24 protein-coding genes are annotated in these 25,592 nt (G+C 68.8%); 14 read left to right on the top strand and 10 right to left on the bottom strand.

Annotated features, from left to right (window positions below; translation table 11 throughout):
• The first annotated feature begins 84 nt into the window (after positions 1-84).
• From GBO37_RS09950 to GBO37_RS09925, 6 genes are all read left to right on the top strand, one after another.
• Positions 85-255: a hypothetical protein gene (locus tag GBO37_RS09950; protein ID WP_187427361.1), complete on the top strand. Its 171-nt coding sequence runs from the start codon at positions 85-87 to the stop codon at positions 253-255.
• Positions 255-1,526, top strand: a complete 1,272-nt coding sequence (gene murA, locus GBO37_RS09945) for a UDP-N-acetylglucosamine 1-carboxyvinyltransferase (RefSeq protein ID WP_252928722.1) — start codon at positions 255-257, stop codon at positions 1,524-1,526. Before GBO37_RS09950 ends, murA begins: the two co-directional genes overlap by 1 nt.
• A 3-nt stretch (positions 1,527-1,529) precedes the next feature.
• Positions 1,530-2,006, top strand: coding sequence for a DUF2948 family protein (locus tag GBO37_RS09940; protein ID WP_045999462.1), 477 nt, complete (start codon positions 1,530-1,532; stop codon positions 2,004-2,006).
• A 116-nt stretch (positions 2,007-2,122) separates the two neighbouring features.
• Positions 2,123-3,436 (top strand): histidinol dehydrogenase, encoded by a 1,314-nt coding sequence (hisD, locus tag GBO37_RS09935; protein WP_252928720.1) that lies wholly within the window; start codon positions 2,123-2,125, stop codon positions 3,434-3,436.
• Complete coding sequence (locus tag GBO37_RS09930; protein ID WP_127898242.1) at positions 3,433-3,912, top strand: UPF0262 family protein; 480 nt, start codon at positions 3,433-3,435, stop codon at positions 3,910-3,912. The genes hisD and GBO37_RS09930 overlap by 4 nt, the downstream gene beginning before the upstream one ends.
• Positions 3,913-3,916: 4 nt before the next feature.
• The gene (locus tag GBO37_RS09925) at positions 3,917-4,381 is read left to right on the top strand and encodes a low molecular weight phosphatase family protein (RefSeq protein WP_045999460.1); all 465 of its coding nucleotides are present in this window, start codon (positions 3,917-3,919) and stop codon (positions 4,379-4,381) included.
• Here the strand turns inward: GBO37_RS09925 and GBO37_RS09920 are convergent.
• Positions 4,378-4,620: a DUF1127 domain-containing protein gene (locus GBO37_RS09920; protein WP_148911826.1), complete on the bottom strand. Its 243-nt coding sequence runs from the start codon at positions 4,618-4,620 to the stop codon at positions 4,378-4,380. The two genes, GBO37_RS09925 and GBO37_RS09920, sit on opposite strands and share 4 nt — an antisense overlap.
• Before the next feature lie 134 nt (positions 4,621-4,754).
• Between GBO37_RS09920 and GBO37_RS09915 the strand changes: the two genes are divergently transcribed.
• The gene (locus tag GBO37_RS09915; RefSeq protein ID WP_252928719.1) at positions 4,755-5,621 is read left to right on the top strand and encodes a LysR family transcriptional regulator; all 867 of its coding nucleotides are present in this window, start codon (positions 4,755-4,757) and stop codon (positions 5,619-5,621) included.
• 4 nt (positions 5,622-5,625) lie between these two features.
• Here the strand turns inward: GBO37_RS09915 and edd are convergent, their stop codons facing one another.
• The gene (gene edd, locus GBO37_RS09910; protein ID WP_252928718.1) at positions 5,626-7,428 is read right to left on the bottom strand and encodes a phosphogluconate dehydratase; all 1,803 of its coding nucleotides are present in this window, start codon (positions 7,426-7,428) and stop codon (positions 5,626-5,628) included.
• Between the two features lie 122 nt (positions 7,429-7,550).
• Between edd and GBO37_RS09905 the strand changes: the two genes are divergently transcribed.
• From GBO37_RS09905 to ftsY, 6 genes are all read left to right on the top strand, one after another.
• Entirely contained in the window at positions 7,551-8,783 is a 1,233-nt protein-coding gene (locus tag GBO37_RS09905; RefSeq protein ID WP_252928717.1) for an RSP_2647 family RNA methyltransferase, read from the top strand.
• The gene (locus GBO37_RS09900; protein WP_252928716.1) at positions 8,783-9,322 is read left to right on the top strand and encodes an RSP_2648 family PIN domain-containing protein; all 540 of its coding nucleotides are present in this window, start codon (positions 8,783-8,785) and stop codon (positions 9,320-9,322) included. The genes GBO37_RS09905 and GBO37_RS09900 overlap by 1 nt, the downstream gene beginning before the upstream one ends.
• 60 nt (positions 9,323-9,382) lie before the next feature.
• On the top strand, positions 9,383-10,828 hold the full coding sequence (gene zwf / locus GBO37_RS09895; protein WP_252928715.1) for a glucose-6-phosphate dehydrogenase: 1,446 nt from the start codon (positions 9,383-9,385) through the stop codon (positions 10,826-10,828).
• A gap of 2 nt (positions 10,829-10,830) precedes the next feature.
• Positions 10,831-11,502, top strand: coding sequence for a 6-phosphogluconolactonase (gene pgl, locus GBO37_RS09890; RefSeq protein WP_252928766.1), 672 nt, complete (start codon positions 10,831-10,833; stop codon positions 11,500-11,502).
• A 9-nt stretch (positions 11,503-11,511) separates the two neighbouring features.
• Positions 11,512-13,110 (top strand): glucose-6-phosphate isomerase, encoded by a 1,599-nt coding sequence (pgi, locus tag GBO37_RS09885; RefSeq protein WP_252928714.1) that lies wholly within the window; start codon positions 11,512-11,514, stop codon positions 13,108-13,110.
• A 107-nt stretch (positions 13,111-13,217) separates the two neighbouring features.
• Positions 13,218-14,225, top strand: a complete 1,008-nt coding sequence (ftsY, locus tag GBO37_RS09880; protein WP_139597430.1) for a signal recognition particle-docking protein FtsY — start codon at positions 13,218-13,220, stop codon at positions 14,223-14,225.
• On the opposite strand, the gene GBO37_RS09875 is transcribed toward ftsY, so the two are convergent.
• Positions 14,222-15,334, bottom strand: coding sequence for a Hint domain-containing protein (locus GBO37_RS09875; protein ID WP_252928713.1), 1,113 nt, complete (start codon positions 15,332-15,334; stop codon positions 14,222-14,224). The two genes, ftsY and GBO37_RS09875, sit on opposite strands and share 4 nt — an antisense overlap.
• A 127-nt stretch (positions 15,335-15,461) precedes the next feature.
• A complete protein-coding gene (locus GBO37_RS09870; protein WP_045999452.1) occupies positions 15,462-16,442 on the bottom strand; it encodes a GlxA family transcriptional regulator in 981 nt (326 codons plus the stop codon).
• A 148-nt stretch (positions 16,443-16,590) separates the two neighbouring features.
• Between GBO37_RS09870 and GBO37_RS09865 the strand changes: the two genes are divergently transcribed.
• A complete protein-coding gene (locus GBO37_RS09865) occupies positions 16,591-17,997 on the top strand; it encodes a class II 3-deoxy-7-phosphoheptulonate synthase (RefSeq protein WP_139085311.1) in 1,407 nt (468 codons plus the stop codon).
• A 32-nt stretch (positions 17,998-18,029) separates the two neighbouring features.
• Here GBO37_RS09865 and GBO37_RS09860 read toward each other — a convergent pair whose 3' ends face one another.
• From GBO37_RS09860 to GBO37_RS09835, 6 genes are all read right to left on the bottom strand, one after another.
• Positions 18,030-18,899, bottom strand: coding sequence for a lysophospholipid acyltransferase family protein (locus tag GBO37_RS09860; protein WP_252928712.1), 870 nt, complete (start codon positions 18,897-18,899; stop codon positions 18,030-18,032).
• Positions 18,899-19,819 carry a DMT family transporter gene (locus GBO37_RS09855; RefSeq protein ID WP_252928709.1) on the bottom strand — a complete coding sequence of 307 codons (921 nt, stop codon included), beginning with the start codon at positions 19,817-19,819 and terminating at the stop codon, positions 18,899-18,901. Before GBO37_RS09855 ends, GBO37_RS09860 begins: the two co-directional genes overlap by 1 nt.
• Positions 19,820-19,904: 85 nt before the next feature.
• Positions 19,905-21,923 carry a transketolase gene (gene tkt, locus GBO37_RS09850; protein WP_127898257.1) on the bottom strand — a complete coding sequence of 673 codons (2,019 nt, stop codon included), beginning with the start codon at positions 21,921-21,923 and terminating at the stop codon, positions 19,905-19,907.
• Between the two features lie 73 nt (positions 21,924-21,996).
• Positions 21,997-23,319 (bottom strand): HlyC/CorC family transporter, encoded by a 1,323-nt coding sequence (locus GBO37_RS09845; protein ID WP_252928707.1) that lies wholly within the window; start codon positions 23,317-23,319, stop codon positions 21,997-21,999.
• Positions 23,320-23,329: 10 nt separating this feature from the next.
• Positions 23,330-24,298 (bottom strand): tyrosine recombinase, encoded by a 969-nt coding sequence (locus tag GBO37_RS09840; protein WP_252928706.1) that lies wholly within the window; start codon positions 24,296-24,298, stop codon positions 23,330-23,332.
• Positions 24,295-25,592 (bottom strand): hypothetical protein (locus GBO37_RS09835; RefSeq protein ID WP_252928704.1); only part of this gene is annotated, 1,298 nt, incomplete at its 5' end. The genes GBO37_RS09835 and GBO37_RS09840, both read right to left, overlap by 4 nt.

The following is a 25,592-nucleotide window of genomic DNA, read 5'->3' as shown; positions in this document are numbered from 1 at the left end:
GATTTTTCGGGATTTTGGCGATTGATCGCGCGCGGCGTGTGCGTTTGCTGGACGTGCGGCCCGCGCGGCGCTAACAGGACTGCCATGACCGACCGACGCAATGACAAGCCAAGCCCCGACAGCCGCGAGGAACGCCTGCGACAGGCGCTGCGCGCGAATCTGGCACGGCGCAAGGAACAGGCGCGGGCGCGGGCGGATCGGGACGACAACAAGACTGCCCCGGATGCGGGCGGCGAGACAGGCAAGGACAGCTGATGGACCAGATCATCGTCACGGGGAACGGCCCCCTTCACGGGGAAATCCCCATCGCGGGTGCCAAGAACGCCTGCCTGACGCTGATGCCCGCGACGCTGCTGACCGATCAGCCGCTGACGCTGACCAATGCGCCGCGCCTGTCCGACATCCGCACCATGACCGCGCTGCTGGGCTCGCTTGGGGCCGAGGTCGCCAGCCTGCAGGAGGGCCAGGTTCTGGCGCTGTCCAGCCATGCGATGGCCAGCCACCGGGCGGAATACGACATCGTGCGCAAGATGCGTGCCTCGATCCTGGTGCTGGGGCCGATGCTGGCACGGGACGGCGTGGCCGAGGTGTCGCTGCCCGGCGGCTGCGCGATCGGCGCGCGGCCCGTGGACCTGCACCTGCGCGCGCTGGAGGCGATGGGGGCAACGCTGGACCTGTGCGAGGGCTATGTCCACGCCAAGGCACCGGCGGGGGGCCTGAAGGGCGCGGTCTTCGAGTTCCCGGTCGKGTCGGTGGGCGCGACGGAAAACGCGCTGATGGCCGCCACGCTGGCGCGCGGCACGACGGTCCTGAGGAACGCCGCGCGCGAGCCCGAGATCGTCGATCTGGCCCGCTGCCTGCGCGCGATGGGCGCCCAGATCGAGGGCGAGGGGACCGGGACCATCACCATCCAGGGTGTGCAGGCCCTGCATGGCGCGACGCATCCGGTGGTGACCGACCGGATCGAACTGGGTACCTATATGCTGGCGCCCGCCATGTGCGGTGGCGAAGTCGAGCTGCTGGGTGGCCGGATCGAGCTGCTGGCGGCCTTCTGCGAGAAGCTGGACGAGGCCGGGATCAGCGTCGAGGAGACCGAGCGCGGGCTCAAGGTCGCGCGCAGGAACGGCCGCGTGCGCGCCGTCGATGTTCGGACCGAGCCCTTCCCCGGGTTCCCTACCGACTTGCAGGCGCAGTTCATGGCCCTGATGTGCCTGGCCGAGGGCACGTCGGTGCTGGAGGAGACGATCTTCGAGAACCGCTTCATGCATGCGCCCGAACTGGCCCGCATGGGCGCGCAGATCGAGGTTCACGGCGGCCATGCGACCGTCACCGGGGTCGAGAAGCTGCGCGGCGCGCCGGTGATGGCCACCGACCTGCGCGCCTCGGTCAGCCTGATCCTGGCGGGGATGGCCGCGCAGGGGCAGACGACCGTCAGCCGCGTCTATCACCTGGATCGGGGTTACGAACATGTCGTGCGCAAGCTGCGCGGCGTGGGTGCCCATATCGAACGCGTCAAGGAGGAGTGATCCATGGCAGAGGATGCCCGTTTCGCCGATGCCGACCCCCGGCCGCTGGCCCTGAGGGCCGAGGACGAGGCCGACCTGCGCATCCTGTCGTCGCTGGTCCAGGATGCGGTTCTGACAGGCGCCGACATCAGCCATGATGCCAAGGCGCGGCGGCTGTCGCTGCTGATCACGCGCTTTCGGTGGGAGGATGCCGCGGACGCCCGGTTGCAGAACCGCGAATTCGAACGCGTGCGTTCGGTGCTGGTCATCAGCGACGTGATGCGCGTCGTCAGCGACGGCGTCGGGCACGACGGGGACACCGTCCTGTCGCTGCTGGCGATCCGCTGGCAGGCCGGAGAGGACGGGACAGGCCGCCTGTCGCTGGATTTCGCGGGGGACGGGACCATCCTGGCTGATGTGGAATGCATCAATCTGGACCTGCGCGACGTGACGCGCCCACATCGGGCGGTGTCGGGCAAGGCACCGCGGCATCCGGACTAGGGCCGCTTCCGGGTCTTTGGGCAAGAACGAAGCCCGCGGCATCCTGTCCGCCCCCTGACGCTTGAGCCGGGCGGGGGCGCAGGATAGGGGCGCGCGGGAACACGAAGGGAATGATGATGCCGGTCTTTCTGAACAGCACCGATGCCGATTTCGAACAGGGCTTCCGCGCGATGCTGGGTGCCAAGCGGGAGGATTCGTCGGACGTGAACGACGCGGTCACCGCCATCATCCGCGATGTCCGCGACCGCGGCGACGCGGCCCTGTGCGATCTGACGACCCGGTTCGACCGGCTGGACCTGACGCCCGCCACGCTGCGCTTCTCTCCCGAGGAGATCGCGGACCAGGTGGCCCGCGTGACGCCCGAGGACCGCGCGGCCCTGGCCCTGGCGGCCGAGCGCATCCGCGCCTATCACGCCCGCCAGATGCCCGAGGATGCCAGCTGGACCGACCCCGAGGGTGCGACCCTTGGCTGGCGGTGGAGTGCCGTGTCGGCGGCAGGCCTCTATGTGCCGGGCGGGCAGGCGGCCTATCCCTCCAGCGTGCTGATGAACGCGATCCCGGCGCGGGTGGCGGGGGTGGAACGGCTGGTCATCTGCGTGCCGACGCCGGACGGGGTGATCAACCCGCTGGTCCTGCTGGCGGCGCAGCTGTCGGGGGTGGATGAGATCTATCGCATCGGTGGCGCGCAGGCGGTGGCGGCGATGGCTTACGGCACGGATACCATCGCGCCGGTCGACAAGATCACCGGTCCCGGCAACGCCTATGTCGCGGCGGCCAAGCGGCAGGTGTTCGGCCGCGTGGGCATCGACATGATCGCCGGCCCGTCCGAGGTTCTGGTCATCGCGGACGCGGACCAGAACCCCGAATGGCTGGCTTGGGACCTGCTGGCGCAGGCCGAGCATGACGCGGATGCACAGTCGATCCTGATCACCACCGACCCCGCCATGGCCCGCGCGGTCGCGACCGAGGTCGAGCGGATCATACCGACGCTGGATCGCGCGGCCATCGCGGGGGCCAGCTGGCGTGATTACGGCACGCTGATCGTCGTGGATGACCTGGATCAGGCCGCAGCCCTGTCGAACCGCATCGCGCCCGAGCATCTGGAGCTGTGCGTGGCCGACCCCGAGGGGCTGGCGGCCAAATGCATCCACGCCGGCGCGATCTTTCTGGGCGCGCATACGCCCGAGGCGGTGGGGGATTATGTCAGCGGCCCGAATCACGTCCTGCCCACGGCGCGGTCGGCGCGGTTCAGTTCCGGCCTGTCGGTGATGGATTTCCTCAAGCGCACGACCATGGCGCGGCTGACGCCGGGGGCATTGGCCGCGATCGGTCCCGCCGCGGTGCGTCTGGCCGCATCCGAGGGCTTGCAGGCGCATGGCGCTTCGGTTCAGGCTCGGCTGGGGACCCTGAACGAAAGACCGCTGGAATGAGCCGCATCACCCGGATCGAGATCGACGACAGCGCCATCGCCCCGGCCACGCCGGAAATGGAGCAGGAGCGGCGCGTCGCCATCTTTGATCTGATCGAGGACAACAGCTTTGCCGTTCCCGGCCGCGACGGGGGTGCCGCGCCAGACGGGCCCTTCGTGCTGGAACTGTGCATCCGCGAGGGGCGGCTGGTCTTCGACGTCACCGCCGAGGACGCGACCAAGGTGGCCGAGTTCCACCTGTCCCTTGGGCCGTTCCGGCAGGTGGTCAAGGATTACTTCCAGATCTGCCAAAGCTATTTCGACGCGGTCAAGCGCCTGCCCCCCGCCCAGATCGAGGCGATCGACATGGCCCGGCGCGGCATCCACAACGAAGGCGCCCGCACCCTGCAGGAGCGGCTGGAGGGCAAGGCCAGCCTGGACATCGACACCGCGCGCCGCCTGTTCACCCTGATCTGTGCGCTGATCCCGCAGGGCTGATCCGATGACGCAGGACAAGATCCCCTCATCGGTTCTGTTCTGCTGCGACCACAATTCCATCCGCTCGCCCATGGCCGAGGGGATGATGAAGAAGTTCTATGGCCGCGCGGCCTATGTCCAGTCGGCGGGCGTGAAGAACGACATGGAGGTCGACGGCTTCGCCATCGCCGTCTGCGACGAGATCGGCGTGCCGCTGGCCAACCACCGCAGCCGCAGCTTCGAGGAGATGCAGGACTGGGGCGACGACCTGGGCCAGTTCGACCTGATCGTGGCCCTGTCGCCGGCCAGCCAGCGGATGGCGCTGGAAATGACGCGTCATGCGCATCTGGACGTGGAATACTGGCCGATCATGGACCCGACCGGCCTTGCCGAAGGGCGCGAGGCGCGGCTGGCGGCCTATCGCCAGACCCGCGACCAGATCGAGACGCGGATGCGCGCCCGCTTCGGCCCGCCGCACGACCTGGCCTAGCAGCGGACGTCCCGTTCCTGGCGCCAATGGGCGGGCACGTCCCAGATGGGGCGGGACATTTCGGCGATCACGTCGTCGCGGGTCAGCCCGATGTCGCGCAGCTGGTCGTCGGACAGGCGCGACAGGTCGATCCGGGTGCGGCGTACGTCGAACATGGTCAATACGCGTTCCACCCACCAAGGGCGGGGCAGGATGCCATGGCCGGTCACCACGCGCAGCAGGGCGTTCTTCTGGGTCATCGTTCAGCCTCCTTGATTAAATGAATCAGCAATGATGATGGATATTGTTCCGATCATCTTTCCAGTTGATGAATATCGTCCAAGGGCGTATTTGTGAAACGAATGGTTTTGATGTGATCCATCAGGGAAACTGGATGATGCGCAATCTGGATATCGCGACGCTGCGGTCCTTGCAGGCGGTCGCCGAATACGGTGCCGTGACCCGGGCGGCCGAGGCGCTGAACATGACGCAAAGCGCCCTGTCGATGCAGATGAAGCGCCTGGAGGAGGTGTTCGGCCGACCCATGCTGGCCAAGGTCGGCCGCGGGGTCATCCTGTCGGATTTCGCGCAGGACCTGTTGGGCGAAAGCCGCAAGCTGGTGGCGCTGAACGATGCGATCCTGTCGCGCTATACCGGGCTGCAGCCCGAACAGAAGCTGCGCGTGGGTCTCAGCAGCGACTGGCTGTTCGCCAAGGTCGCCCAGACCGTGCGCGCCTTTCGCAAGGATTACCCGCGGGTCGAACTGGTCATGCGCGACGCCCGCACCAAGGACCTGCGGGCGCAGATGCGGCGGGGCGAACATGACGTCATCCTGACCACCGAATTCGAGGCGCCGGCGGGCGCGATCCATCTGGCCAAGGTCGATCTGGCCTGGGTGGGCGCGGTGGGCGGCAGCGCGTGGCAGGACCGGCCGCTGGCGCTGGCTACATCGTCGCATTGCGCCTATTATCCCGCGGCCATCGCCGCGCTGGATGCGGCAGGGATCGGCTGGACCCACCTTGCCGGAGAGGGCGGGGACGAGAACTGGCACATCCTGGCCGCCGCCGATCTGGGCGTCACCGTGCGCCCCCGCGGCATTCCGCAGGCGGGGCTGGAGGATGTGGAACATGGCGGCGGGCTGCCGCCGCTGCCGCCGACCTGGTTGAACGTCTATGTGGCGGACGGCCCAGCGCGGCGGACGGCCTCGGATTTCGCGGGCTATCTGCGCCGCGTCGTCTGTGAGGTCGCCGCCGCCGCCTGACGGATCAGACCACCACACCCGCGCCTTCGGTCGCAGGCCCGGCATTGGCGCGGAAGGCCGCGAACAGCTCGCGTCCCAGGCCCTCGTGGCTGCCTTTGGGGTCGAAGACGGCGGCATCGCGGGTGTCGAAATCGGCCTCCAGGCATTCCAGCGTGCCGTTCGCCGCATCCAGCCGCACCCGGTCGCCGTCGCGCAGCCGCGCCAGCGGGCCACCCATCGCCGCCTCGGGCGAGACGTGGATCGCGGCAGGCACCTTGCCCGACGCGCCCGACATGCGCCCGTCGGTGACCAGCGCGACCTTGAGGCCGCGGTCTTGCAGGACCGCCAGCGTCGGGGTCAGCGAATGCAGTTCCGGCATGCCGTTGGCGCGCGGCCCCTGAAAGCGGACGACGACGATCGTGTCCTCGGTGAACTCGCCGGCGCGGAAGGCGGTCTTGACCGATTCCTGATCCTGGAACACGCGGGCGCGGGCCTCGATCAGGTGGCGTTCGGGGGCGACGGCGCTGATCTTGATGACGCCGCGGCCCAGGTTGCCCTGCAGCTGCTTCAGCCCGCCCGTGGCTGCGAACGGATCGTTGGCGGGGCGCAGGATGCGGTCGTTCAGCGTGGTGCGCGCGCCGTCCTCCCACCGGATGGTGTCGCCGTCCAGCTTGGGTTCGCGGACATAGCTGTCCAGCCCCGACCCGGTGATCGTCTTGACGTCCGGATGCAGCAGGCCCGCCTCCAGCAGCTGCCCGATCATGTAGCCAAGTCCCCCCGCCGCGTGGAAATGGTTCACGTCGGCCAGCCCGTTGGGATAGACCCGCGCCATCAGCGGCACATTCTCCGACAGGTCGTGGAAATCGGCGATGTCGATGATGACGCCCGCAGCCCGCGCCATGGCGGGCAGGTGCAGGACCAGGTTCGTGGACCCGCCCGTGGCCATCAGGCCGACGATGCCGTTCACGAAGGCGCGTTCGTCCAGCACCTGACCGGCGGGAGTGTATTCGTTGCCCAGATTGGTGATCTGCGCCGCGCGCTGGACCGCGGCCACGGTCAGCGCCTCGCGCAGCGGCGTGTTCGGGTTCACGAAGCTTGAGCCAGGCAGGTGCAGGCCCATGAACTCCATCAGCATCTGGTTGGTGTTCGCGGTGCCGTAGAAGGTGCAGGTGCCCGCCGAGTGATAGCTGGCCATCTCGGCCTTCATCAGCTCGTCGCGGCCGACCTCTCCGGTGGCGAATTGCTGGCGGACCTTGGATTTCTCGTCATTGGGCAGGCCCGAGGGCATCGGACCCGCGGGGACGAAGACCGCCGGGATATGCCCGAAGGTCGCGGCCGAGATGATCAGCCCCGGCACGATCTTGTCGCAGACGCCCAGGTACAGTGCCGAATCAAAGCAGTCATGCGACAGGGCCACCCCGGCGGCCAGCGCGATCACGTCGCGCGAGAACAGTGACAGCTCCATCCCCGGGCGGCCTTGCGTCACGCCGTCGCACATGGCCGGGACGCCGCCCGCGACCTGTACCGTGGCCCCCGCCGCGCGACCCGCGGCGCGGATCACGTCGGGATAGCGTTCAAAGGGCTGATGCGCCGACAGCATGTCGTTATAGGCCGTCACGATCCCGATATTGGGCTTTCGCGTTGTCGCCATGTCGACCTTGTCGTCCATCGCGGCATAGGCATGGGCCTGGTTGCCGCAGGACAGGTGCGCACGGGCCGGGCCGTCCTGCGCCGCACGGGCGATCTTGCCCAGGTAGGCGCTGCGGCTCTCGTGGGACCGTTCGCGGATGCGGTCGGTGACGCGGTCGATCATGGCGTGAAGGGTCATGGGTGCCTCCTCTGGCTTTGCGGCACTATACGCCGTTAGCGTTAACGGTTCAACCATCGGCGGTGGCCAGCCTTGTGCGCGGGGGTGGGAAATGTCAGATCGACCGCAAAAGGAGTTTTGCCATGAGCGAACTGCACAGCGACGACCAGACCGCCGGCCATCCCAACGATCGCGCCGTGATCCGGTTGCGCCCGAAATCCAAGCCGCAGGCGATCCGCCACGGCTTCCCCTGGGTCTTTGCCGACGAGGCGGTGCTGGACCGCCGCACCAAGGCGCTGCCCCCCGGCGGCCTGGCGGTGCTGGAGGATGCCGAGCGTCAGCCGCTGGCCCTGGTGACCGTGAACCCGGTCAGCAAGATCATCGCCCGCGTGATGGACACCGACCCGGGCGCGGTGATCAACGGCGCCTGGCTGCGCGCGCGCCTGACCCGCGCCCTGCAGATGCGCGAGCGGATCTATGACGAGCCGTTCTATCGTCTGGTCCATGCCGAGGCCGACGGCCTGCCGGGCCTGGTCATCGACCGCTTTGGCGACGCGGCCGTGATCCAGCCCAACGCGGCCTGGGCCGACGGCATGGCCGAGGACATCGCCGATGCGCTGATCGAGGTCGCGGGCGTCTCCACGGTCGTCCTGAACGGGCAGGGCCGGTCGCGCAGCCTGGAGGGTCTGGCCGAGCGGCTGGAGGTCATCCGCGGCACGGCCCCATCCGGCCCGGTCCAGGTCCGCATGAACGGCGCGACCTATCTGGCCGACCTTCTGGGCGGGCAGAAGACGGGCCTGTTCTTCGACCAGCGCCCGAACCACGCCTTCGCACAGCGGCTGGTGGATGGCGGGTCGGTCCTGGACGTGTTCAGCCATGTGGGTGGTTTCGGCCTGGCGGCGCTGGCGGCGGGGGCCGACAGCGCGCTTTGCATCGACGGCAGCGCGCCGGCGCTGGAGCTGGCACGGGGCGGTGCGTCCGCCATGGGTGCCGCGGACCGGCTGGAGACGCAGCAGTCGGATGCCTTCGACGCGCTGGAGGCCCTGGCCGAACAGGGGCGGACCTTCGACGTGGTGGTCTGCGACCCGCCGGCCTTCGCGCCGTCGAAGCCCGCGCTGGAGAAGGGCCTGCGCGCCTATGAGCGGGTGGCCAAGATGGCCGCGCCGTTGGTCGCGCCGGGTGGCTATCTGGTCCTGTGCAGCTGCTCGCACGCGGCGGACCTGACCGCCTTCCGCAATGTCAGCGCGCGCGGCATCGGGCGCGGCGGGCGGCGCGGGGTGTTGATCCACACGGGTCAGGCCGGGCCCGACCATCCGACCCTGCCGCAGCTGGCCGAGACGGGCTATCTCAAGGCGCTATTCTTCCGGCTGGACTGATGCGCGCCGTCCTGGACGCCAATGTGCTGTTCCCCACCATCCTGCGCGAGATCCTGACCGATCTGGCGCAGGCGGGGCTTTACCACGCGCTTTGGTCGGACCGCATCCTGGAGGAATGGCACCGCGCCGCTGCCCGTATCGGCTCTGATGCCGAAAGCGTCGCAGGGGCCCAGATCGCGCTGCTGCGCCTGCGCTTTCCACAGGCGGTGCAGGCCGCTGACGGGCAGGCGGCGATCGACCTGGACTTTCCCGACCCTGCCGACCGCCACGTGGTCGAGGCCGCGCTGGCCGGGGACGCATCGCTGATCGTCACCGCGAACCTGCGCGATTTTCCACAGCGGATGATGGCCGGGCTGGGCCTGCGCGCCATCCATCCCGATGCGTTCCTGCTGGATCTACTGGCGCGCGACCGGCCCGCGGTCCTGTCCGCGCTGCAGGCCGCCCGCGACCGTGCAGAGGCCGCCGGCGGTGCCATGAGCATGGCCGAGATGCTGAAGCGCTGTCGTCTTCCGCGGCTGGCGCGTGCAGTGAAAGGTTGAACGGCATTGCTGTTATCGCTAACAAGGGGTAAGGCGAACGCCACCCAACAGGAGGACAGCATGGTCTCTCGTGTCATTCCGGTCGATGACTTCGACCTCGTGATCTTTGGCGCCACGGGCGATCTGGCCCATCGCAAGATCCTGCCCGGTCTCTACCGGCGCTTCAAGGCGGGACAGTTCCCGGCCACCAGCCAGATCATCGGCGCCGCGCGCACCGACCAGGACGACGACGCCTTCCGCGCCGAGGCGTCCAAGGCCATCTGCGAATTCGCGGGCGCCAAGCCGGACGACCCGCAGCTGGCCGAGTTCCTGACCCTGCTGGGCTATGTCCCCATCGACGCCAAGGGCGAGGGCGGCTGGCAGGCGCTGAAGGACCGGATGCGCAAGGGCGCGGTCCATGCCTTCTACTTCTCGGTCGCGCCGGCGCTGTTCGGCGACATCGCCGAGCGTCTGGCGGGCCATGGCATCGCCGATGAGGACAGCCGCATCGTGGTCGAAAAGCCCTTCGGTCGCGACCTGGCCAGCGCGAAGGCGTTGAACGCCACGCTGGCGCAGCATTTCAACGAACAGCAGATCTACCGGATCGACCATTACCTGGGCAAGGAGACCGTCCAGAACCTGATGGCGGTGCGCTTTGCCAACGTGCTGTTCGAACCGCTCTGGAACGCGCAATACGTGGACCACGTCCAGATCACCGTGGCCGAGACCGTGGGCGTGGCCGGACGCGGCAGCTATTACGACAAGTCCGGCGCGATCCGGGACATGGTCCAGAACCACATGATGCAGCTTCTGTGCCTGATCGCGATGGAGCCGCCCTATCACTTCGACCCCGACGCCGTGCGCGACGAGAAGCTGAAGGTGATCCGCGCGCTGGAGCCGCTGGAGCCCGCCGACATCGTCCGCGGTCAGTATCAGGGCGAGGGCAGCGACTATCTGACCGACGCCGAGGACCCCGATTCGCGGACCGAAAGCTATGTCGCGATGAAGGTTCGCATCTCCAACTGGCGCTGGCAGGGCACGCCCTTCTATCTGCGCACCGGCAAGAAACTGCGCGCGCGGACCAGCGAGATCGCGATCACCTTCAAGGAACCGCCGCATTCGATCTTTGACGACAGCGGCCATCCCAAGGCCAACGAGCTGGTCATCCGCCTGCAGCCGAACGAGGGCATGAACCTCAAGGTGATGATCAAGGAGCCGGGGCCGGGCGGCATGCGCCTGGTGCAGGTGCCGCTGGACATGTCCTTTGCCGATGCCCTGGGGCCGGAGGGCGCGGACATGCCCGACGCCTATGAACGCCTGATCATGGACGTGATCCGCGGCAACCAGACGCTGTTCATGCGCGGTGACGAGGTCGAGGCGGCCTGGGCCTGGACCGACCCGATCATCAAGTCCTGGGAGGAGGGCAAGCGCCGGCCCGAACCCTATGACAGCGGATCCTCGGGGCCCGAGGAGGCGTTGCGCCTGATGCACCGCGACAACCGTCGCTGGAGGGAGATCAGGGCATGAGCATGGATTTCAAGGAATACCCCGACCGCGAGATGCTGGCCCTGTCGGTCGCCGACCGCATCGCCTCGCAGCTGGCGCAGCATCTGCGTGGCAATGACCGCGCCACGCTGTGCGTGCCGGGCGGCACCTCTCCGGCGCCCGTGTTCGAGATGCTGTCGGGCACCGATCTGGACTGGTCCCGCGTCACCGTCGTCCTGGGCGACGAACGGTGGGTGGACGGCGATCACAAGCGGTCGAACTCTCGCCTGCTGCGGCGCCACCTGCTCAAGGACAAGGCAGCCGCGGCCGAGTATATCGACCTATACACCGGCGACGCCTCGCCCGATCTGGCGACCGATGGCCTGGCAGAGCGGCTGGCGCCGACCCTGCCGCTGACGGTGGTTCTGCTGGGCATGGGCAACGACATGCATACCGCCAGCCTGTTCCCCGGCGCCGATCACCTGGAGGCCGCGATGGCCGCAGGCGCGCCTCCCGTCATGGCCATCCGCGCCGATGGCGCCGAGGAGCCGCGCATCACCCTGACGCGACCGGTGCTGGCCGACGCGCTGAACATCCACGTCCTGATCATGGGCCCCGAAAAGCGCGAAGCGCTGGAGCGCGCGCAGAAGTCGGACCCGATGCAGGCGCCGATCCGCGCCTTTCTTGACCAGGCCACCGTCCATTGGGCCGAATGAGGAACTGACATGACCGCACTTTGGAACCGCCTCAAGGATCATCGCAAGGCCCAGGGGTCGGGACGGATCGAGGCGCTGTTCAACGCCGACCGCGCCACCGATTACCGGGTGCAGGCGGACGGACTGACCTTCGACTATTCCAAAACGATGATCGACGCGGGCGCGCGTAATCTGCTGCTGGAACTGGCGGCCCCCGTGGCGGCCCGCCGCGACGCGATGTTCGCGGGCGAGAAGATCAACGAAACCGAAGGCCGCGCCGTCCTGCACACCGCGCTGCGCAACCTGCAGGGCAGCGTCACCGTCGACGGCCAGGACGTCATGCCCGCCGTGCGCGAGACGCATCAGCGCATGACCCGCTTTGCGACCCAGGTCCGCGACGGCGGATTTGCGGGGCAGGGCGGTCGCATCACCGACGTGGTCAATATCGGCATCGGCGGGTCGGACCTTGGCCCGGCCATGGCGGTGCTGGCGCTGGCGCCCTATCACGACGGGCCGCGCACGCATTTCGTCAGCAACGTGGACGGTGCCGACATCGCCGACACGCTGAAGGGGCTGGACCCGGCCACGACGCTGGTGATCGTCGCCTCCAAGACCTTCACCACCATCGAGACGATGACCAACGCCCAGACGGCTCGCGACTGGATGGCCGCCTCGGTCACCGATCCGGGCGCACAGTTTGTGGCCTTGTCCACCGCCGCCGCCAAGGCCGCCGATTTCGGAATCGCCGAAGACCGTGTCTTCGGCTTCGAGGATTGGGTCGGCGGACGCTATTCCGTCTGGGGCCCGATCGGGCTGTCCCTGATGCTGGCCGTGGGGCCGCAGGCGTTCGACCAGTTCCTGGCCGGCGGCGCGGCGATGGACGCGCATTTCCGCACGGCCGAACCGGCGCAGAACCTGCCGGTGATGCTGGCCCTGACGGGCATCTGGCATCACCAGATCTGCGGCTATCCGACCCGCGCGGTGCTGCCCTATGACAACCGCCTGATGCGCCTGCCCGCCTATCTGCAGCAACTGGAGATGGAATCAAACGGCAAGCGCGTGGCCATGGACGGCGGCGATCTGGAGGTCGTGTCGGGCCCCGTCGTCTGGGGCGAACCCGGCACCAACGGCCAGCACGCCTTCTATCAGCTGATCCACCAAGGCACGATGCCCGTCCCCTGCGAGTTCATCCTTGCCGCGCGCGGGCACGAGCCGGACCTGGCGCATCACCACATCCTGCTGGCCGCCAACTGCCTGGCGCAGTCCGAGGCGCTGATGCGGGGACGGTCGCTGGACGAGGCGCGCGCCCTGATGCAGGCCAAGGGTCTTGAGGGCGCCGAACTGGACCGTCAGGCCCGCCATCGCGTGTTCCCCGGCAACCGGCCCTCGACCACGCTGCTGATGGAGCAGCTGACCCCGTTCGCCTTGGGCCAGATCGTCGCGCTGTACGAACAGCGCGTCTTTGTCGAGGGCGTGATCCTGGGCATCAACAGCTTTGACCAGTGGGGGGTCGAGCTGGGCAAGGAACTGGCCCTCAAGGTCGAACCGCTGCTGAAGGGAGAGGCCGCGCCCGGCCACGACCCCTCGACCGAGGCGCTGGCGGGGCTGATCCGGCAGATGCGCGGCTGACGCGCCCCCGAACCGTGGGACATCAAAGCCGCCCCGATCCGTCGGGGCGGCTTTTCCTTGGCGCCGCAAGCGGGTAGGGTCCGCCCGGCACAGCGAAAGGTCGGATCATGGCGTTCTTTACCAAACTGCGAGAGCGGCTGACGCGGTCCTCCTCCAAGATCGGGGCGGGGCTGGATGATATCGTCGGAGAGACCGCGACGGCTCCCGTCGCCCCTGCCGCGGCGCCCGAACCGTCGGGGCTGGTCGGGCGTCTGTTCGGCCGCGCCGAGGCGCAGGTCGAGGAGCCACGCCGCGCCCTGGACGACGAGATGCTGGAGGAGCTGGAGGACATGCTGGTCCAAGCCGACCTGGGCGTCGAGACGGCCCTGCGCGTCACAGCCAACATCGCCGAGGGGCGCATGGGCCGGCGCATCTCCTCGACCGAGCTCAAACAGCTTCTGGCGACCGAGATCGGGCGCATCATGGCCCCGGTCGCCCGCCCCCTGCCGATCTATCCGAAAAAGCCGCAGGTGGTGCTCGTCGTGGGCGTCAACGGCGCGGGCAAGACGACCACCATCGGCAAGCTGGCCAGCCAGTTCCGCGCCGCGGGCAAGTCGGTGGTGATCGCCGCGGGCGACACGTTCCGCGCCGCGGCGGTCGAACAGCTGCAGGTCTGGGGCCAGCGGGCCGGCGTGCCGGTGATGGTCGCGCCGCAGGGCAGCGACCCGGCCAGCCTGGCATGGGACGCGATGGTCCGGGCCGAGGCCGATGGCGCCGACCTGCTGATGATCGACACCGCCGGCCGCCTGCAGAACCGCCAGGACCTGATGGAGGAGCTGGCCAAGATCGTCCGCGTGATCCGCAAGAAGGACCCCGACGCGCCGCACAACACCCTGCTGGTGCTGGACGCCACCACCGGCCAGAACGCGCTGAGCCAGGTCGAGACCTTCCGCAAGCTGGCCAATATCTCGGGACTGGTGATGACCAAGCTGGACGGCACGGCGCGCGGCGGCGTGCTGGTGGCCTTGGCCGACCGCTTCGGCCTGCCGATCCACGCGATCGGCGTGGGCGAACAGATCGACGACCTGGACGCCTTTGACGCGGACGAATTCGCCCGCGCCCTGGTCGGTCTCTAGGCGTCCAGCAGCGCCTTGCGGTTGCGATCATGCCGCTGCACCAGGCGCCGGGCATGGCGACCCGACAGCAGCGGCCGCGCGGGCGTCAGCGCGCGTCCCGCCGTCAGCTGCCTGATCCGCCGGGCGTTCTGCGCCCCAAGGGCGCGCAGGGCGACGGGACCGGGCAGCAGGCTTTCCGCCCATGCGCCCTCGGCCACCAGCACCTGATGATCGGCCAGCAGCACGTGCCAATAGGTGACGTCGCAACGCTCGCCCTGCACCGTGATGCCCGGAAGGCCCACCAGATGACGCGCCGCGACCAGAACCTCCGCCTCGCCGGTCATGCGCTCGGCGATGGGAGAGCGGATCAGCAGCCGATGCTGGGGCGACACGACCAGATCGCGCCCGGGCTGGCCGGGGCCCAGGGCATGGGCCGCGATCCGGATCGGCCGCTGGTCGGGACGCTGGTCCAGATCGCGGGCCTGCATCCGGCGATGACCGATCCATAGGACCGGCTGATAGCCGTGGTCCATCGTCCGCAAAAGCGTGCCGGGACGCAGGTCCTGGACCCTGCACGGCCCGGATGCCGTCTGGATCAGCGTGTCCTGCGCAAAACAGGCCGACGCCGTGGGGGCAGGCCAGGGCTGGGCGTCGTCACCCGGCCCGAAGCTGCGAACGCCCGCATAAGTATAGCGCGCCCCGGGATCAAAGACCGGCTCGATCCCGTTCTCATCGGGAATGGGGAAGATCAGAAGCGACTGGCGGCCCCCGAATTCGATGCCGGCGCCATAATGCTCGTAGCTGCGCGGATACATGACGACATAGCTGTCTTCCGCGTCAGAGGTGATGATCGAGGCGACGAAATTCGACATCTGCGTTCCCGCAGGGGTGATCTTTGCATTGTCCCCGTGACCAAAGACCGCGTCATGGACCAGAAGCTGGTCCGTCTCATCGTATGTATAGGTGCCGCTGCGGAATGCGTCGTCATCATCGCTGATGACGATCGTGCTGAGGATCGGGTCATTCATCACGATCGGCGCGCCGTTCGACCAGGGCGCGTCGTAATGCAAGCCGATGTCTCCGGCGGGGATGACATTGCTGATCGTCAAAACCGTGATCGTATGTTCCATGGAGAACCCTTGTGCTGCCGGTCGAACAGACCCGGCAGTCACATGTCACCGGGCAGTGCCGGACCCTAGGGCGACAATGGTTAAAGCTTGGTTAACTGATTTAGGAAAAGTTAACGATTTCCGCAGCTCAGGCCGGGATCGACGCCGAGGTGCCGCGTTCGCGATAGGGCGTGCTGCCATATTGCGCACGATAGCATTTCGAGAAATGCGACGGGCTGGAAAACCCGGACGCCAGGGCGATCTCGATGATCGACATCTCGGTCTGCATCAGCAGGTTGCGGGCGCGGGAAAGCCGGGTCTCCATGTAGTACCGCTTGGGGCTGCGGTTCAGATAGCGGCGGAAGAGACGTTCCAGCTGCCGGGTGGACATGCCCGCATCCAGCGCCAGTTGGGCGGGGCTGACCGGGTCCTCCAGGTTCGCCTCCATCCGCGCGATGACGGCGGCCAGGCGCGGATGGCGCACGCCGATGCGGGTGGGGATCGACAGGCGCTGGCTGTCCTGGTCGGTTCGGATAGCGGTGTGCAGCATCTGGTCGGCCACGTCCGCGGCCAGCGCGTCCCCCTGCGCCAGCGCGATCAGGTGCAGCATCAGGTCGATCGAACTGGTCCCGCCCGCCGCGGTCAGCCGGTTGCCGTCATGGACGAAAACCGACCGGAACAGGTCGACCTCGGGGAAGGCTTCGGCCAGGCCGTCGTGGTTCTCCCAGTGGATGGTGGCCTTGCGGCCGTCCAGCAAACCGGCCTCGGCCAGGATCCAGGTGCCGGTGCAGACCGCCCCCATCGCCGCCCCGCCGCGCGCCTGCCGGCGCAGCCAGGCCAGCACCGGGCGCGTCGCCTCGCGCGCGATGTCGGTGCCGCCGCAGACGATCACGACCTCGTCCCGGCCGGGCGGGGGGGCGTCAAGGTCCAGTCCGCCGTCCAGCATCACGCGCGTCCCGTTCGAGCACGTCGCCACGTCGCCCCGCGGCCCGACCAGGCGCCAGTCGAACAGCGTCTGCCCCGACGCGCGGTTGGCCAGACGCAGGGGCTCGATCGCAGCCGTGAAGGGCAGCATGGTGAATCGATCCAGCAACAGGAAGGTGAAGCGTCGCGGTTTTTCGGATGGCATGGGGGCTATCTTTGCATGCGGTTGCGCCCCGCACCCAAACAGCCTTTTGACGCCGCGGCAAGGGGGCTTTCCGGAGGGCCGCGGCAGACCCTTTTCCTGCCGACTGTTAGCGTTTATACCGACGCGACATTTTCAAGGAGCGCAGGACATGACGCAGCAGACCCGCAAGACCGCCACCCAGGATTGGGACAAGGCCGGCTGGCGCGCCTATCCGCGCGTCCAGATGCCCGACTATACCGATCCCGCCGCGCTGGCGGGGGTGGAATCGCAGCTGCGCCGCTATCCCCCGCTGGTCTTTGCCGGAGAGGCGCGCCGCCTGCGCGCCCAGCTGGCGGACGCCGCCGCGGGCCGGGCCTTCCTGCTGCAGGGCGGTGACTGCGCCGAAAGCTTCAGCGAATTCAGCGCCGACAACCTGCGCGACACCTTCAAGGTGCTGCTGCAGATGGCCGTGGTACTGACCTGGGGCGCGCAGATGCCCGTGATCAAGGTCGGGCGCATGGCGGGCCAGTTTGCCAAGCCGCGCAGCGCGCCGACCGAGGTGATGGACGGGGTGGAGCTGCCCAGCTATCGCGGCGACATCATCAACGGGTTCGATTTCACCCCCGAGGCCCGCATTCCCGACCCGACGCGGATGCTGGCGGCCTATACCCAAGCGGCGGCGTCGCTGAACCTGCTGCGCGCCTTCTCGACCGGCGGCTTCGCGGACATGCACCGCGTGCAAAGCTGGATCGCCGATTTTGTGGGCGGCCCCGAGGCCGCGCGGTACCGCGACATCGCCGGCCGCATCGGCGATGCGATGGCCTTCATGCAGGCGGCGGGCGTCAATTCCGACACCGCGCACCAGCTGTCCAAGGTCGATTTCTATACCAGCCACGAGGCCCTGTTGCTGGAGTACGAAGAGGCCCTGGCCCGCATCGACAGCACCACCGGCCTGCCGGTGGCGGGGTCGGGCCACATGATCTGGATCGGCGACCGGACGCGTCAGCCTGACGGCGCGCATGTCGAGTTCTGCCGCGGCGTGCAGAACCCGATCGGCCTGAAATGCGGCCCGACGACCACGGCGGACGACCTCAAGGTGCTGATGGCCAAGCTGAACCCCGCCAACGAGGCCGGGCGCCTGACGCTGATCGCACGCTTTGGTGCGGGCAAGGTGGGCGACCACCTGCCGCGCCTGATCCGCGCGGTGCAGGACGAGGGCGCGAACGTCGTCTGGTCGTGCGATCCGATGCACGGCAACGTCATCAAGTCGTCGACCGGCTACAAGACGCGTGCCTTCGATTCGATCCTGCGCGAGGTCCGCGAATTCTTCGGCGTCCACAAGGCCGAGGGCACGATCCCCGGCGGCGTGCATTTCGAGATGACCGGCAAGGACGTGACCGAATGCACCGGCGGCGTGCGCGCCGTCACGGACGAGGATCTGTCGGACCGCTATCACACTGCCTGCGATCCGCGCCTGAACGCCAGCCAGTCGCTGGAGCTGGCCTTCCTGGTCGCCGAGGAACTGCGCGCCCGGCGCGAGAACGCCGCGCCCGTGCGGACCGCCGCCGCCATCTGATCACGACAGGGCCCCGCCGATGCGGGGCCTTTTCATTTCCAGCGGCGGTGGACCCAGAACCACTGGTCCATGTGGCGCCGCACCAGCATCTCCAGGTCGTCGTTCAGCGCCTGCATCATCGCGCGGGAATCGCCATGCGCGATGGGCGCGCCGACATGGACCTTGAAGGACAGCCCGTCCGGTTGACGGATGCCGCAGATCGGTACCAGCAGCGCGTCATAGCGGCGGGCCAGGTCCGCCGGCGTCAGCACCGTCCGCGTGGGCAGGTCGAAGAACCGCAGCTCCGCCCCCTCGCGGTCGAACTGATCGAAACCCAAGGCCAGCCAGCCGCCACCCTTGAGAAACCGCAGCATCGCCGCCAATCCGGCCCTGCCGCGCGGGAACAGCGGCTCGGCAATGGCGGTGATGGCGGGGACGTAATGGCGGTTGAACGCTTCGTTGTTCATGGGGCGGTACAGGGCGCCGACCGGCCAGCCGCGCGCGGCCAGCGCGGCCCGCATCGCGTCGTAATTGCCGAAATGCGCGCAGGCCAGGATCACCGGGCGATGGCTGTCCAGAGCCTCCTCCAGCGCGCCAAGGCCAGGGCCCTGCAGCGGATCGGCCGTGCGGATACGATCCGTGAATTCATCGGCGGAATAGATCTCTGCCACCGACCGGCCCGCATTGTCGGGAACGGCGCGCACCAGCGCCTCGATCTCTGCCGGGGACAGGTCGGGGCGGGCCAGCGCCAGGTTGTCGCGGATGCGCCTGCGCCAGCCGGCGATGGGCGCGATCATATGCGAAAACACCCAGCCCATCGCCGGGATGCGGCGCGAATAGGGCAGCAGGCGTGCCAGCCCCATGATTGCCACGAACGCGCCGTTGGCCAGCCGGTCGGTTATCGTGGATCGGTCATCGCGCATCACGCCCCCTTGGCGGCCCGCGCCTCGCGCGACCAGACATACAGCCCCGCGGCCACGATAATGACCGCGCCGGTGACGGTCCAGACATCCGGAAGCTGCCCGAAGAAAACGAACCCCCACAGCCCGGCCCAGATCAGCCCCGTATAGCCGAAGGGCGCCAGCGTCCCCGCCTCGGCCGCGCTGAACGCCTTGACCAGCAGGTACTGGCTGACCGTGCCGAACACCGCCAGCGCGGCGAATGCCCACAGATCGCCCGCCGCGACCGGCTGCCAGAACATCGGCACCACGATGCTGGAGGCGATGGTGCCGACGACGGCCGACCACAGTACCGAGGTCGCCACCGAATCGGTCCGCACGACGCGCGTCAGCAACGCCCCCGCGGCATAGGTGAAGGCCCCGGCCAGTGGCAGCAGCGCCGCAGGCTGGAATACGCCCAGTCCGGGACGGATGATCAGCAGCGCGCCGACCAGTGCCACCGCGATCCCCGCCAGCCGTCGTGGGCCGACCTTCTCACCCAGGAACAGGGCACCCCCAAGCGTGATCAGGACCGGGTTCAGGTCCATGATCGCCGTCGCCTCGGCCAGGCCGATGTATTGCAGCGAGGTGAAGAACAGCCCGACCGAACCAAGCTGCATCATCGCCCGCGCGAACTGCATGCCCGGCTGGCGCGTGCGCAGCAAAGGCAGCATGGCCCCGCGAAAGATCAGCGCAAAGATCAGCAGGTTTCCGATGAACCGCGCCCAGATGACCTGCGCCGGATGATAGGTCTGCGTCAGGTGCTTGGCTGTCGCATCCATCAGCGTAAAACCCAGGATCGCCGCCAGCAGCAGCGCGATGCCTCGTGCCTGGTCCGATCCGGGCCGCCGCAATCCATCCCGCTCCCGACCCATCAGCGCGAATGCGCGCGCCAGGACGCGCATCAGAAGGCGCGGTCATGGGCGTCTGGGCAACGAAGACGCAGTTTCTCCTTTGCCCAAATACCCATCGCGACGGTCGGTCCGGGTATCACAGCAGCGCTTTCGCGCGCTCTGCGACAGCCTCGGCGGTGATGCCGAACTCCTTGTACAGTTCGGGCGCGGGACCCGAGGCGCCGAACCCTTCCATGCCGACGAAGGCAGAGCGGTCCTCCTGGCCGCGCTCTCCCAGCAGCAGCCAGTCCCAAGGCTGGCGCACCGCGGCCTCGATCGCGATGCGCACGGTGTTCGCAGGCAGCACCTCGGCGCGATAGTCGCGCGGCTGGTCGCGGAACAGCTCCATCGAGGGGACGGACACGACGCGGGTCGGAATGCCCTGACCCTCCAGCGCATCGCGCGCGGCGACCGCGATCTCGACCTCCGATCCGGTGGCCATCAGTACGACCTTGGGCGTGGCCGAGGCCTCGCGCAGGACATAGGCGCCCTTGGCGGTCAGGTTCTCTCCGGTCTCCTGGCGCAGCAGCGGCAGGTTCTGACGCGACAGGGCCAGGACCGACGGCGTCGCGTCCTGCGACAGGGCGATCTCCCAGGCTTCGGCAGTCTCGGTCTGATCGCAGGGGCGGAAGGTCAGCGTGTTGGGCGTGGCGCGGCAGATCGCCAGGTGCTCGACCGGCTGGTGGGTCGGGCCGTCCTCGCCCAGGCCGATGCTGTCATGGGTCATCACATAGACGACCGGCAGGCCCATCAGGGCCGACAGGCGCATCGCCCCGCGCGCATAGTCTGTGAAGGTCAGGAACGTCCCGCCATAGGGGCGGAACCCGCCATGCAGCCAGATGCCGTTCATCGCCGCCGCCATGCCGTGTTCGCGGATGCCGTAATGCAGATAGCGGCCCATGCGGTTTTCGGCGCTGAAGACGCCCTGGCCGCCGGTCTTGGTGTTGTTCGATCCGGTCAGGTCGGCCGATCCGCCGAAATTCTCGGGCATTTCGGCATTCAGCACCTCCAGCACGTTCTCGGAGGCCTTGCGGGTGGCGACCTTGGGCTTGGCCTCCAGCGTCTGGACTTTGAAGGCGTCGATGATCGCGTTCAGGCGCGGATGGACCTCGTTGCCGATGCGGCGGGCAAAGTCGTTGCGCGCCTCGTCGGACAGCGCGTCCACGCGGTCGTTCCACGCCGCGCGCTGCGCCGCACCGCGCTGGCCGATGGCCCGCCAGTCCGCGACGATCTGGTTGGGCAGGTGGAAGGGCTCATGGCTCCAGCCGTAGGCCGCGCGGGTGGCCGCGATCTCGTCCGCGCCAAGCGGAGAGCCGTGGGCCTTGCTGCTGTCGGCCTTGTTCGGAGCGCCAAAGCCGATGATCGTCTTGCAGTCGACCAGCGTCGGGCGGCCGTCATCCTGCGCGGCTTGGCTCAGCGCGCGGTCGATGTCGGCGGCGTCATGCCCGTCGCAGGACAGGACGCGCCAGCCGGCGGCGGCAAAGCGGGCATGCTGGTCGGTCGCGTCCGACAGGCTGACGCGGCCGTCGATGGTGATGTCGTTGTTGTCCCACAGCACGATCAGGCGGCCCAGCTTCTGGTGGCCGGCCAGGGCGATGGCCTCGTGGCTGATGCCCTCCATCAGGCAGCCGTCGCCGGCGATGACCCAGGTGCGATGGTCGCACAGATCGGCCCCGAACTCGGCGCGCATCGCCTCCTCGGCGATGGCGAAGCCCACGGCGGTGGCGATGCCCTGGCCCAAGGGGCCGGTGGTCGTCTCGACCCCCTCGACATGGCCGTATTCCGGATGGCCCGCGGTGATCGCGCCCAGCTGGCGGAAGTTGCGCACCTGGTCCAGCGTCATCTGCTCATAGCCGGTCAGGTGCAGCAGGCTGTAGATCAGCATGGACCCGTGGCCCGCCGACAGGATGAACCGGTCGCGGTCGAACCAGTGCGGCGCGCTGGCGTCGAACTTCAGGTGGTTGCGGAACAGGACGGTGGCCACGTCCGCCATGCCCATCGGCATGCCGGGATGGCCGGAATTGGCGGCCTCGACCGCGTCCATGGACAGCACGCGGATCGCGCTGGCCAGGTTCCAGTGGGCGGGGTCGGCGGTGCGACGGGCGGCGATGTCCATGGGGGATTCCTTGCAGCGCATGGGGTTGGCGCGTTGTTATGGGTTGGCACAGGCGGTTGCAAGCCGCCGCCGGTCAGCCGTCGGTGGCCGTGGGCAGGGGGCGGATGCGCAGCCGGGTGATGCGGTTCTCGCGCCGCGTGACGACCTCGAAGCGATAGCCCGCGAAACTGAACACCTGTCCCTGTTCGGGGATCGACTGCGCCATGTGGATCACCAGGCCCGCGATGGTGTTGGCCTCGTCGTCGGGCAGGGTCCAGTCCAGCTGGCGGTTCAGGTCGCGGATGGTCATGCCGCCCTCGACCAGGTAATCGCCCTGGGTGTTGGGCTTGAGGGTCTGGTCCTCCTCGGTGTCGTGCTCGTCGGCGATCTCTCCGACGATCTCCTCGATGATGTCCTCCAGCGTGATCAGGCCGCGCAGCGATCCGTATTCGTCCACGACCAGCGCGAAATGCGTGCGCCGTTTCAGGAACTCGCGCATCTGCTCGTCCAGGACGCTGGTCTCGGGGACGAAATAGGGGGGCATCATCACCGCGGCCAGATCGAACCGCCGCGCGGCGCTGGCATCGCCCGCATCGCCCACGGCCCGGTTCACCGCGCGCAGCAGGTCCTTGGCGTGGATCACGCCCACGATGTTCTCGCGCTCCTCGCGATAGACGGGCAGGCGGGTGTGCGGGCTGGCCAGGACCAGTTCCAGGATCTTCTCGGGGGGCAGGTCGCCGTCGATCATCTGGATCTCAGAACGGTGGCGCATGATCTCCTCGACCGTGCGGTTGCCCAGGTCCAGCGCACCCAGCAGGCGGTCGCGGTCCTCCTTGTTCACCGCGCCCTGTGCGTGGCCCAGGGACAGCGCCCCCTCGATCTCCTCCTCCAGCGAAAACATGTGCTTGCCGGGATCGGTCTTCAGGCCGGCCACCGACAGCATGCCCCCCACGATCAGGCGCACGACGCTGACGATCGGGGACAGGATGACGGTCAGGATGCCGATGGGACGTGCCACCAGGCTTGCCACCTTTTCGGGGGCAGAGATGGCGTACGTCTTGGGCATCACCTCGGAGAAGATCAGCACCAGCACGGTCATCACCAGCGTGGCGATCGCCACGCCGCCCGCGCCCAGCAGGCGCGTGAACAGCGCGGTCGCAAGGCTGGCGGCCAGGATGTTGACGACGTTGTTGCCCAACAGGATCGCCCCGATCAGCTTCTCGCTGTCGGCGGTCACGCGGACGGCGGCTTCGGCGCCGCTGTCGCCCCGATCGGCGCGGGCCCGCAGCTTGGCCTTGCTGGATGCGGTCAGCGCGGTCTCGGACCCCGAAAAGAAGGCCGACAGCATCAGGCAGATCAGGATCGCCGCGATGGTGACGACGGCCGCAAAGTCGAGCGCAGAGGTAAGTTGGTCCATGAGGTCCCGGTCAGTTGGTGTTGGCGGCATCGTCAGGCGACACGCCGCGCGCCAGAGGGTGGTGGTTCAGAACCAGATCGCGCATGCGATGGTTCAGCACATGAGTATAGATTTCCGTCGTGCCCAGATCGGCATGGCCAAGCAGCATCTGGATGCTGCGCAGGTCGGCGCCGCCTTCCAGCAGGTGGGTGGCGAAGGCGTGGCGGATCACGTGCGGCGTCACGCGCGCGGGATCGATGCCCGCCGCCACCGCCATCTGGCCCAGCAGGCGCGAAAAGCTCTGCCGCGGCAGGTGGCCCGCCGCGCCGGGTGCGGGGAACAGCCAGCGCGCGCCGCGACCCGCCAGCAGGCGGTACAGCGGGCTGCCCTGGGGGGCGTTGTCACGGATCTCCAGCCAGTCGCGCAGGGTGGTCCGCGCGGCCTGGCCCAGGGGGACCATCCGGTCCTTGCCGCCCTTGCCGCGGATCACCAGGACCGCCGGATCGCCCCGGCACCCGGCCACCGGCAGGCTGACCAGCTCGGTGACGCGCATGCCGGTCGCGTACAGCAGCTCGATCAGGCACATGTTGCGCGTGCGGTCGATCCGGCCCCGGCCGATGCCGGGGGCGGCGTCCAGCAACGCCTGGATCTCGGCCCGGTCCAGCGTGCGCGGGATGCGTTTGGCACGGCCGGGGCCCGCGATGCGGATGGCGGGGTCGTCCTCGCGCCAGCCCTCCTCCAGCGCAAAGCGGGTGAACTGGCGGATGGCCGACAGGCGGCGGGCACGGGTGGCCCGCGACAGGCCCTGCGCGTCGCAATGGGACAGGTAATCCTCGACCTGCTCGCGCGTCAGCCCGGCCAGCGTCAGCGCCCGCGCGCCCAGCCAGTCCGACAGGTCGCGCAGGTCGCGGCCATAGGCCAGCAGCGTGTTCCGCGCGGCCCCGGCCTCGGCGGCCTGGGCGTCCAGAAAGGCGCCGATGGCGTTGTGGTCGGCGCTCATTGCGGGGCCTGCATCTGCGGCAGAAGGGTGATCTGCGCCTCGGCGCGGTCGGCATCGGGGTCCAGACCCAGGGCGCGCAGCATGGCTATGCCACGCCCGGCGCGGGCCAGATCGCCCTCCAGCGCCGCGTCGATATCGGCCATCGCGGTCAGCAGCGCCTCTCCGCGACGGGTGTCGGGGGGCGTGGCGGGGGGTGCGGCCATCTCGGGCGCGGGATCGGGGATCACGCTGTCGGGCAGGCCCATCCAGGCGCGCATCAGGTCGGCCACCTCGGCGGCGCGGGGATCGGTGATGCCGGTGGGCAGGTCGGCCGCGACCATCGCCGCCAGCAGGTCGGCCATCCCGGCCGCGCGGAATTCGTCGAAGGCGCGGGGCAACGCCTGCGCCAGATCGCCGCCCGCAAGCGCCGCCTCCAGCGTGCGCATGACTCCGGCGCGTTCCCAGACCCCGCCCGATGCCGCGGGCCGCTGTTCGCCATAGATCTGGCGCAGGGTCGTGGCGGGCAGGGCGCCGGTGCGCGCCAGACGCTCGGCAGCCTCAAGCCGGGCCTTGAAGCCGCTGTTCAGGCGCAGGTCGGATTGCGCGAAGGCCACCGGCAGGGGCTGCGTTGGCAGGGGCTGTCCCACGGCCTCGTAGATGCGGAATTCCAGCGGGGTCATGCGGTCGGCGGGGGCCAGCAGCTCTGCCGTGTCGACGAAGGCGTCGTCCAGGAAATGCGTCAGCAAGATCGCCTGGCGTTCGTCGATCAGGCCAAGCGCCTCGGCCCCGTGCAGGCCGATCGCCGCCGCAGCCCAATCCCCGGTCTGCGCCAGGCAGAAGATGCGTGCCGCAAAGCTGGGCGCGATGCCGGGGGTGCCGTTCATGATCGCGCAGGCGCGGCCTTCGTCGCCCTCCAGCAGGGCGATGTCGAACATGCGGCGAAAGATCTCGGGCTGGCCGGGGCCGGCGGCGACCAGCAGCGACTGCGCCTCGTCCAGCGCGCCCATGTCCAGCAGGCGGTCGGCGCGCGACAGGAACAGCTGTCCCCGCATCCCTTCTGGCGCGGTGGGGGGGGCCAACTGTGCGGTCAGCACACGCTTCAGCAACGCCTGCATGGATTGCAGGCGGGCGGGCGTGGCCAGCACCATCTGCGACAGCCGCGCGGGGTCGCTGCCCGCCCACAGGTCGGCCGGCAGCCCGGCGCGGCGGGGGCTTTGCGTGCCGGTGTGGTCTGGGTTGCCCTGGTCCAGGCGGGTGACCTGCACCGGACCCACGGCGCCGCTGGTGGCCACCGGCTGCGGTCTGGCGCTTGGGC

It is taken from the genome of Paracoccus sp. 08 (genome assembly GCF_024105395.1).
GTDB lineage: Bacteria > Pseudomonadota > Alphaproteobacteria > Rhodobacterales > Rhodobacteraceae > Paracoccus > Paracoccus marcusii.
This window is presented reverse-complemented; position numbering and strand designations above follow the sequence as displayed.

Coding starts and splice junctions, on each gene's coding strand:
- GBO37_RS09870 (WP_045999452.1), bottom strand. CDS start 16,442: ATGCCATCCGAAAAACCGCGACGCTTCACCTTCCTGTTGCTGGATCGA.
- edd (WP_252928718.1), bottom strand. CDS start 7,428: ATGACCCTTCACGCCATGATCGACCGCGTCACCGACCGCATCCGCGAA.
- ftsY (WP_139597430.1), top strand. CDS start 13,218: ATGGCGTTCTTTACCAAACTGCGAGAGCGGCTGACGCGGTCCTCCTCC.
- GBO37_RS09920 (WP_148911826.1), bottom strand. CDS start 4,620: ATGACCCAGAAGAACGCCCTGCTGCGCGTGGTGACCGGCCATGGCATC.
- GBO37_RS09875 (WP_252928713.1), bottom strand. CDS start 15,334: ATGGAACATACGATCACGGTTTTGACGATCAGCAATGTCATCCCCGCC.
- GBO37_RS09900 (WP_252928716.1), top strand. CDS start 8,783: ATGCGCGCCGTCCTGGACGCCAATGTGCTGTTCCCCACCATCCTGCGC.
- GBO37_RS09915 (WP_252928719.1), top strand. CDS start 4,755: ATGATGCGCAATCTGGATATCGCGACGCTGCGGTCCTTGCAGGCGGTC.
- tkt (WP_127898257.1), bottom strand. CDS start 21,923: ATGGACATCGCCGCCCGTCGCACCGCCGACCCCGCCCACTGGAACCTG.
- pgi (WP_252928714.1), top strand. CDS start 11,512: ATGACCGCACTTTGGAACCGCCTCAAGGATCATCGCAAGGCCCAGGGG.
- GBO37_RS09940 (WP_045999462.1), top strand. CDS start 1,530: ATGGCAGAGGATGCCCGTTTCGCCGATGCCGACCCCCGGCCGCTGGCC.
- GBO37_RS09840 (WP_252928706.1), bottom strand. CDS start 24,298: ATGAGCGCCGACCACAACGCCATCGGCGCCTTTCTGGACGCCCAGGCC.
- GBO37_RS09860 (WP_252928712.1), bottom strand. CDS start 18,899: ATGCGCGATGACCGATCCACGATAACCGACCGGCTGGCCAACGGCGCG.
- GBO37_RS09845 (WP_252928707.1), bottom strand. CDS start 23,319: ATGGACCAACTTACCTCTGCGCTCGACTTTGCGGCCGTCGTCACCATC.
- pgl (WP_252928766.1), top strand. CDS start 10,831: ATGGATTTCAAGGAATACCCCGACCGCGAGATGCTGGCCCTGTCGGTC.
- hisD (WP_252928720.1), top strand. CDS start 2,123: ATGCCGGTCTTTCTGAACAGCACCGATGCCGATTTCGAACAGGGCTTC.
- GBO37_RS09950 (WP_187427361.1), top strand. CDS start 85: ATGACCGACCGACGCAATGACAAGCCAAGCCCCGACAGCCGCGAGGAA.
- GBO37_RS09925 (WP_045999460.1), top strand. CDS start 3,917: ATGACGCAGGACAAGATCCCCTCATCGGTTCTGTTCTGCTGCGACCAC.
- zwf (WP_252928715.1), top strand. CDS start 9,383: ATGGTCTCTCGTGTCATTCCGGTCGATGACTTCGACCTCGTGATCTTT.
- GBO37_RS09855 (WP_252928709.1), bottom strand. CDS start 19,819: ATGCGCGTCCTGGCGCGCGCATTCGCGCTGATGGGTCGGGAGCGGGAT.
- GBO37_RS09865 (WP_139085311.1), top strand. CDS start 16,591: ATGACGCAGCAGACCCGCAAGACCGCCACCCAGGATTGGGACAAGGCC.
- GBO37_RS09930 (WP_127898242.1), top strand. CDS start 3,433: ATGAGCCGCATCACCCGGATCGAGATCGACGACAGCGCCATCGCCCCG.
- GBO37_RS09905 (WP_252928717.1), top strand. CDS start 7,551: ATGAGCGAACTGCACAGCGACGACCAGACCGCCGGCCATCCCAACGAT.